We start from the raw sequence: 3589 nt of genomic DNA, 5'->3' as shown, positions 1-3589 counted from the left end.
GCTCACTCTGAATCCATTCAAGCCAGCTATACCAAAATTGACCCTGGATTCATTATTTGTGCTGACAAAAGATAAAGAACGCACCAAAACACCATTTTCTGTTACACTGGCAGGGCCGTAGAAATTTACCGAAGTAATGGTGTCTTTGTTTGTTCGCCATAGATCAGCCCATGTTATGGTGAAGGTCAGGATGTTCAATTGCTCATCATAAAAACCGGTGAATGTACCGGAGAAAGTGGTGTCTATTGCGGGTACCAGTTGTTTGCTGCTCGCAGCCGAGGTAACCGTGTATTGGTTACCGTTAATTCTTTCCAGCGTTCCTCCCTTTGTACAGCCAATAAATGGAAGGGCGACAAAAGTAAGCGCAGTTATAATGCTTTTCATAACCTGAACATTAAAATTGTTTTAAGCTTGTTTTTTTTAATAACCCGGCGTTTGCTTTAAAGCAGGCGACTTCGTTAATTCGCTTTGTGGTACCGGCCAGAAATACATTGCCTCAGTAAACACATGTTTTCTTACAGGGATCACGCGGTAAGAAAAACTTCCGTTCGCGGCTCTTGTAATCTCCATTCCGTGCGTTTCAGCATTTTCCGTTTGAGGAGCAATTTTCCAACGGCGTATGTCCCAGAAGCGATGTTCTTCAAAAGCCAGCTCCACGCGGCGTTCGTGCCAGATAGCTTCCCTCATTTCCTCTTTGGTCATACCTGCCTTCAATCCATACAAACTGTTCTCGCCTTCCATAATACCTGCACGGCTGCGTATCATCTTCAACCAGTTATATACTTCAGCAGTTGGACCCAGGTATTCATTTGTTGCCTCGGCCGCATTCAACAGCACTTCTGCATAGCGCATCACCACCCATGGACGATACAACTCGCCGCCACCACCGTTACACATCTTGTATCTGAAATACCCGGTTAATGTACCTGTAGAGGTATAGATGCCGTCAAGACTTGCACTGGTTACTGCTGCATTCCCTGTTGGAATCACACCTGTATAGGTGTTGACCGGCCGATCGCCGAATGAGCCCATACTGCGGATAGCGCCATTATAATGCACAGTATAGGTAAGCCGGGGATCCCTGTTTTTGTACATATCATCACCTATGCCCGGATAACCGGAAGCAGGATTCGTTATCCGCATACCGTTGATCATATCAAATTCATCTACTAACTCCTGTGTTGGAAAATATTTGGTTCCGGCCCACCCGTTCATGCCTCCTCTTGAAGTAGGATTAGCGCTGGCTTCTACATAAAAATTATTGGATGTTGTCCAGGGTTGCCAATAAACGAGCACATGCTCCACCTGGGGCGTATTTTGCAGGAAGAGCGTATAAAGAGGTGTGGCAGAGGCAGTATATAAACTATAGGCTCCCAGGTCAATTACAGTTTTTGCAGCATCGGCAGCCTGTTTCCAGCGTCCGGGATCTGCGCTGGAGAAGGTGAGCAGATGTTCAGGATCATCTCCCCTTGGCCCACTATTGAACAGCGGACTGGCTGCGTATAAAAGCATCCTTGCCTTTACTGCCAATGCAGCCCCCTTTGTCACTTTCAACTGGTTTACATCCCCCGGACGATAAGAAAGAGGAAGCGCAGCAGCGGCTGCATCCAGCTCATCGGTCAGATACTTAATACAGGCTTCATACGAGCTGCGGGCAACATCTATCTTTTCATTATCACCAAATATTCTGTCACCAATCAATGGTATACCGCCGTAATGTTTTAACAGCGTAAAGAGATACCATGCCCTTAAAAACCGTACCTGCCCTACCCAGTAGTCTCTCGTTGCATCCGATACGGGTATGCTGTCTTTATTCTTCAAAAAAATATTCGCAGCTCTGACCATCCGGAAGATAGTGCCCCACAGCCCCCGGTCGGCATTGTTTGCATTAATACCGCCACTTGAAATCTTATACGTGTAAAAAGTTGGATCAGCAATGGGTTCCGATTCATCACAAGCCGCGTCCAATCCCGTATTGCTGAATCTCCTGGGATTAAAAGATATTCCCAGGTTCGAATAAAGGTTATTAACTGCGCCCAGCGACCTTGTACTGTCCTGGAAAACTGCCGCTTCATCAATAGCTGATAAGGTTTTCTGATCCAGGAAATCTTTTTTGCATGCAGTGATAAAACAGATAGCTGTAACCAACCCTGCAAGTAAGATGCTCCCATATATTTTATGTCTGGTCATAAGTAATTTTTTAGCGTTAGAAGCCTAGTTGCAATCCAAAGTTGAAGTTTGCAGTATTGGGATAAGCGCCACCGGTGCCGTTAGCGATCTCAGCGTCTTGCTGAAACTTACCCATATCCTGTATATTCACGAGATTATATCCTGAAACATACACCCTCGCATTCTGAACTACCTTCGTGCTTTTTAACCATCCGCGGGGAAGCTGATAAGACAGCTCCACGGATCGTAACCGGACATACCAGGTGTTGGCAAACCAAAAATCAGAGACAGTTTGCCAGGATATATTGTTTATGTTAGAGTTGAGCCCGATGCGTGGATAAGTAGCAGTAGCAGCAGTTGCCGGCGTCCAGCGCTCCAGGTTCCAGGGACGCAGATTGCTATTGAACGCATCACCAGCACCTTCAGCTATTACCTGTACGGCATAACCAAAAGACCCTTGCAGTAATGCTCTTAATGTTAACCCCTTGTAACCAATTGTAAATTCAGCTCCCAAAACGGTACTGGGTAAATTAGGTTTCGACAACCAGGTTTTATCGGCATCTGTAATAACTCCATCTCCATTCATATCAGCATATTTCAGATCTCCCGGTTGTATAACACTCCATAGTGGCGCGGCAATACCCTTCTTCACTTTCCCATTCGCATCAAAATCATCCAGCTGGTAAAATCCAAGGCTATGATATCCTAATGTTAAACCCAGCTGGCTGCCCGTTCTGGCCTGGTAAGGATAATCCGGCGCTTCACTTATGTAAACTATACGGTTCATCGCATAAGAGGCGTTTGCGCCGATCGAATAATTGATCTTTCCCTTATCATTCCTGTAGGTGATCATTCCATCAAAGCCCCTGTTCTCTGATATACCTATATTCTTTTTTGGGAGTCCCTGTCCAATCAATAAGGGAACGCCTCCCTGGTCGATCAACTGGTCATAACGGTAGTTATAAAAATAGCTGCCGCTCACTGTAACCTTTCCCTGGAACATGTTCAGTTCCAAACCCAGGTCTGTCTTCTTTTCTTTTTCCCAGGTGACGTCCGGATTTACCAACGCTCCTTCTACCGTGGTATTACCATAATAATTTGAACCTGTTGTGCCATACTGAATAACGGAGGTTACAGTACCCGGATAGCTGGCGTCTGATCCAACAAGACCATACGACCCCCTGATTTTAAACATGTCGAAAAAGGGAAACAGGTTTTTGAAAAACGGCTCCTCCGCCAGGTTATAGCCCCATGATACTGCCGGAAATATCCCATACCGGTTGCTTTCCTGGAACAAATCATTGCCATTCCTGGCAACGGTAAGGCCCAGGAGATACTTACGCCTGAAGTCATAATCCAGTCTCGCAGTTGTGCCCCGGTAATTGATAGGAATAGCAACGCCGTTTATATAATTCCGTTG

At 45.8% G+C, this 3589-nt stretch carries 2 protein-coding genes and 1 pseudogene; all 3 read right to left on the bottom strand.

Features of this window, described 5'->3' with window-relative positions:
* A partial coding sequence (locus VN105_RS28090; protein ID WP_325646523.1) for a hypothetical protein occupies window positions 1-384 on the bottom strand: 384 nt, incomplete at its 3' end.
* Between the two features lie 36 nt (window positions 385-420).
* Window positions 421-2190, bottom strand: a complete 1770-nt coding sequence (locus VN105_RS28085; RefSeq protein ID WP_325646521.1) for a RagB/SusD family nutrient uptake outer membrane protein — start codon at window positions 2188-2190, stop codon at window positions 421-423.
* A 16-nt stretch (window positions 2191-2206) separates the two neighbouring features.
* Window positions 2207-3589, bottom strand: a pseudogene (locus VN105_RS28080) (TonB-dependent receptor); the annotation flags it as partial.

The organism is Chitinophaga sp. (assembly GCF_035564935.1).
Classification (GTDB): domain Bacteria; phylum Bacteroidota; class Bacteroidia; order Chitinophagales; family Chitinophagaceae; genus Chitinophaga.
This window is presented reverse-complemented; position numbering and strand designations above follow the sequence as displayed.